Below are 5,242 nucleotides of genomic sequence, written 5' to 3'. Positions count from 1 at the left end.
AGCGCGGCAGCACCCTCATCCGGACCCCCCGACGATCAAGAGCATTGCGAATAGGTGAACGTCCATGGCGACTGCGAACGAAGCCAAGCTCCGCGAATATCTGAAGAAGGTCACCACCGACCTCACCGCCGCCCACCGGCGGCTCCAGGAGGCCGACGACCAGGCCCATGAGCCGATCGCCATCGTGGGCATGAGCTGCCGCTTCCCCGGGGGTGTCAGCACCCCCGAGGAGCTGTGGCGGCTCATGGCCTCCGGCGGCGAGGCGCAGACGGAGTTCCCGGCCGACCGCGGCTGGGACCTGGCGAACCTGTTCGACTCCGACCCGGACACCCCGGACACCACCTACACCCGCGAGGGCGGGTTCCTGGGCGACGCCACCCGGTTCGACGCGGCGTTCTTCGGGATCTCGCCGCGCGAGGCCATGGCGATGGATCCGCAGCAGCGGCTGCTGCTGGAGACCTCGTGGGAGGCGTTCGAGCGGGCCGGGATCGACCCCGCGTCCCTGCGCGGCAGCCGGACCGGTGTCTTCGCGGGCATGAACGCCTCCGACTATCTGACGGTGGCGCTCGACGCCGAGGACGACTTCGGCGGCCACCTCGGCACCGGCAACGCCAGCAGCGTCGTCTCCGGCCGGCTCTCCTACGTGTTCGGCCTGGAGGGCCCGGCCGTCACGGTGGACACGGCCTGCTCGGCGTCGCTGGTGGCGCTGCACCTGGCCGTCCAGTCGCTGCGGCTCGGCGAGTGCTCGCTCGCGCTCGCGGGCGGCGTCCATGTGATGTCCACGCCGGGGCTGTTCATCGAGTTCAGCCGTCAGCGCGGGCTGTCCGAGGACGGCCGCTGCAAGGCGTTCTCGGCGGACGCCGACGGCTTCGGCCCGGCCGAGGGCGTGGGCGTCCTGCTGCTGGAGCGGCTCTCGGACGCCCGCCGCCTGGGCCACAAGGTGCTGGCCGTGGTGCGCGGGTCGGCCGTCAACCAGGACGGCGCCAGCAATGGCCTGACGGCGCCCAACGGCCCGTCCCAGCAGCGCGTCATCCAGCAGGCGCTGGCCAACGCGCGGCTGTCCGCGGGCGATGTGGACGTCGTGGAGGCCCATGGCACGGGCACCTCGCTCGGCGACCCGATCGAGGCGCAGGCGCTGCTGGCCACCTACGGCCAGGACCGGCCCGAGGAACTGCCCCTGCTGCTCGGCTCGGTGAAGTCCAACATCGGCCACACCCAGGGCGCCGCGGGCATCGCCGGGGTGATGAAGATGGTGCTGGCGATGCAGCACGGGGTGGTCCCCGAGTCGCTGCACATCGCCGAGCCGTCCCCGCACATCGACTGGTCGTCGGGGAAGATCGCGCTGGTCAGGTCGGCCACGCCCTGGCCCGAGACCGGCCGTCCGCGCCGTGCGGGCATCTCCTCCTTCGGCTTCAGCGGCACCAACGCGCACACCATCGTCGAGCAGGCCCCCGCCGAGGAGCCGGGCCCGGTCGAGCTGGTGTCCAAGCAGCCGGGTGTGCTGCCGTGGGTGCTCTCCGGCAAGAGCGAGGCGGCGCTGCGCGCCCAGGCGTGGCGGCTGCTGGACCGGCTGCACGACGAACCGGCGCTGCGCACGGTGGACATCGGCCTGTCGCTGGCCACCACCCGCGCCGCGCTGGACCACCGCGGTGTGGTCCAGGGCCGGGACCGCGAGGAGCTGATGGCCGGGCTGACCGCGCTCGCCGAGGGCGGCATGGCGGCCGGTGTGGAGCGGGGCGCCGTGGTCGCCGGGCAGACGGCGTTCGTCTTCCCCGGGCAGGGGTCGCAGTGGGTGCGGATGGGCGTGGGGCTGATGGACGCCTCGCCCGTCTTCGGCGCGCGGATCGAGGAGTGCGCGGCGGCGCTCGCGGAGTTCACCGACTGGTCGTTGGTGGATGTGTTGCGGGGTGCCGAGGGTGCGCCGTCGCTGGACCGGGTGGATGTGGTCCAGCCGGTGCTGTTCGCGGTGATGGTGTCGCTCGCGGAGCTGTGGCGTTCGCTGGGTGTCGTCCCGGGCGCGGTGATCGGCCATTCGCAGGGCGAGATCGCCGCCGCGTGCGTGGCGGGAGCCCTGTCGCTGAAGGACGCGGCGCGTGTGGTGGCGTTGCGCAGCCAGGCGATCGGCCGGGTGCTGGCGGGCAAGGGCGGCATGGTGTCGGTGGCGCTGCCGGTGGCGGATGTGCGCGAGCGGATCGCGCCGTGGGGCGAACGGATCTCCGTCGCGGCCGTCAACGGGCCCTCGTCGGTGGTGGTCTCCGGCGAGCCCGAGGCGCTGGAGGAGCTGCTGGCGTCCTGCGAGGCCGATGAGGTGCGGGCGCGCCGGGTGCCGGTGGACTACGCCTCGCACTCCGCGCAGGTCGAGCTGCTCCGCGAGGAACTGCTGGAGCTGCTGGCCCCCGTACAGCCGAAGAACGCCCAGGTGCCGTTCCTGTCGACGGTGACGGGGGAGTGGGTCGAGGGTCCGGAGCTGGATGCGGAGTACTGGGTCACCAACCTGCGGCGCACGGTTGAGCTGGAAGGCGCGGTCCGGCGGCTGCTGGACGAGGGCTTCGGCGTGTTCATCGAGTCCAGCGCCCATCCGGTGCTGACGATGGGTGTGCAGGAGACCGCCGAGGACGCCGGAGTGGACGCGGCCGCGATCGGGTCGCTGCGCCGTGACGAGGGCGGCCTGGACCGCTTCTGGGCCTCCGTCGGCGAGGCGTGGTCGCGCGGTGTGGCCGTGGACTGGGAGGCGTTCTTCGACGGCACCGGCGCGCGCCGGATCGAGCTGCCCACGTACGCCTTCCAGCGGCAGCGCTACTGGCCGGAGGCCGCGCAGGTACGGGGCGCGGGGGAGAGCAGGCACGACGCCGTGGAGGCGAAGTTCTGGGCCGCCGTGGAGGCCGAGGACTGGCAGAGCCTGGCCGCCGAGCTGACGGTCGAGGGCGACCAGCCCATGAGCGCCGTGCTGCCCGCCCTGGCGTCGTGGCGCAAGCAGGCCCGTGAGCAGTCCACGGTGGACGGCTGGCGCTACCGCGTGACGTGGAAGCCGCTCGCCGAGGAGCGGTCCGCGCGGCTGACCGGCAGGTGGCTCGTCGTCACCCCGGCCACCGAGGACACCTGGACCGACGCCGTGGCCGGTGTGCTCGCCGAACGCGGCGCCGACGTGACGCGGATCGCCGTGGACACCGCAGTCGACGGCCGGGAGGAGCTGGCCGCGCGGCTGCGCACCGCGCTGGCCGAAGCCGCAGCCGAGGCCGGGACCGAAGCCGAAGCCGGAGCCGGAACCGAAACCGGAGTCGGAAGCGGCACCGAAGCCGGAACCGACGCCGATGGCGCCGCGTTCGCCGGAGTGGTCTCGCTGCTGGCCCCGGCCGAGGGCACACACCCCGAGCACGCCTCCCTGCCCGCCGGAACGGCCGCCCAGCTCGCGCTGGTCCAGGCCCTCGGCGACGCGGGCATCGGCGCGCCGCTGTGGTGCCTGACGCAGGGCGCCGTCTCGGTCGGCGGCACGGACCGCCCGGCCGCGCCCGAGCAGGCCCTCGTCTGGGGCCTGGGCCGGGTGGCCGCGCTGGAGCACCTGGAGCGCTGGGGCGGTCTGATCGACCTGCCCGACACGCCCGACGAGCCCGCCCTGACCCGGCTGGTGGGTCTCCTCGCCTCCGAAGGCGACGACGACCAGGCCGCGATCCGCGCCACCGGCGTCTTCGGGCCCCGCCTGGTGCGCGCCCCGCTGGCCGACACCTCCGCCGTACGGGCCTGGAGGCCGACCGGCACCACACTGGTCACCGGCGGTACGGGACGGCTCGGCGCACAGGTCGCGCGGTGGCTGGCCCGCAACGGCGCCGACCATCTCGTCCTGGCGAGCCGCAGGGGCCCGGACGCCCCCGGGGCGGTCGAGCTGGAGGCCGAGCTGACCGGGCTCGGCGCCAAGGTCACCCTCGCCGCGTGCGATGTGACCGACCGCGCCGCGCTCGCCCAGACCCTCGCGGCCATCCCGGCCGACCAGCCGCTGACGGCCGTCGTGCACACCGCCGCCGTCATCGACGACGGGGTGATCGAGGGGCTGACCCCCGATCAGGTCGAGCGAGTGCTGCGGCTGAAGGTGGACGCCACGCGCCATCTGCACGAGCTCACCCGCGAGCTCGACCTGACCGCGTTCGTGCTGTGCTCGCACTTCTCCGCCACCTTCGGCGCGCCCGGCCAGGGCAACCAGGCGCCCGGCAACGCCTTCCTGCACGCCTTCGCCGAGCAGCGCCGCGCGGACGGGCTGCCCGCCACCACGCTGACCTTCGGCCCGTGGGGCGACGGCTCAAGCGTGGACGGCGCCGTGGGCGACCGGATGCGCCGCCACGGCATCAACGAGATGGCGCCGGAGCCCGCCACCGCCACGCTCCAGCACGCGCTGGACCGGGACGAGACCGCGCTGACCGTCATCGACATGGACTGGCGGCGGTTCACCCTCGCCTTCACCGCCGACCGGCCGCGGCCGCTGCTGCACGACCTGCCCGAGGCCCGCGAGGTCGTCGAGGAGATGGCCGCCGCCGAGACCGACGACGCGGGCGCCGCCGGGACGGCCCTGGCCGGGCAGCTCGCGGGCCTGCCGGAGACCGAGCGGGAGCGGGTGCTGCTGGATCTGGTGCGCAGCGCGGTGGCCGCCGTGCTGGGCCACTCCGGCGCTCAGGCCATCGAGGCCGGGCGGGCCTTCAAGGAGCTGGGCTTCGACTCGCTGACCGCGGTCGAGCTCCGCAACCGGCTGGGCGCCGCGAGCGGGCTGAAGCTGCCCCCGAGCCTGATCTTCGACCACCCGACCCCGGCCGCCGTGGCCGCCTATCTGCGGGCCGGGATCGCGCCCGACGAGGCGGCCGACGGCACGGCGGTGCTCGATGAGCTCGACAAGCTGGAGTCCGCGCTCACCGGCACCGCGCCCGACAACATCACCCGGGCCCGGATCACCATGCGGCTCCAGTCGCTGCTGGCGAAGTGGAACGAGTCGGACGGCACGGCGGTCACCGCCGAGCCCGCCGCCGCGGCGGCGCCGGAGCGCCCGGCGAAGGACACGGTGGACGCCGAACAGCTCCAGTCGGCCAGCGACGAAGAGCTCTTCGCATTCATCAACAAGGGGCTCGGAAGGGCTTGACGGGAATTCCGCTATTGACGTCGTATCCGATGTCGGCCAGGATTTTCTCTACCCTTCAATAGAGTTTCGAAATACCGGGCTGCCCCCTATCGCACCTTGGGTCTCCAGGGGGTCATAGGGGGC

At 73.8% G+C, this 5,242-nt stretch carries 1 protein-coding gene; it reads left to right on the top strand.

Annotated elements, in window-relative coordinates; all coding sequences use genetic code 11:
- Window positions 1-64 precede the first annotated feature (64 nt).
- On the top strand, window positions 65-5,119 hold the full coding sequence (locus ACT2CW_RS27165; protein WP_445518566.1) for a type I polyketide synthase: 5,055 nt from the start codon (window positions 65-67) through the stop codon (window positions 5,117-5,119).
- Window positions 5,120-5,242: the final 123 nt, after the last annotated feature.

It is taken from the genome of Streptomyces sp. NEAU-174 (assembly GCF_052665095.1).
This window is presented reverse-complemented; position numbering and strand designations above follow the sequence as displayed.

Bases quoted from the DNA above. Each gene is read 5' to 3' on its own strand.
- ACT2CW_RS27165 (WP_445518566.1), top strand. From the start codon at position 65: ATGGCGACTGCGAACGAAGCCAAGCTCCGCGAATATCTGAAGAAGGTC.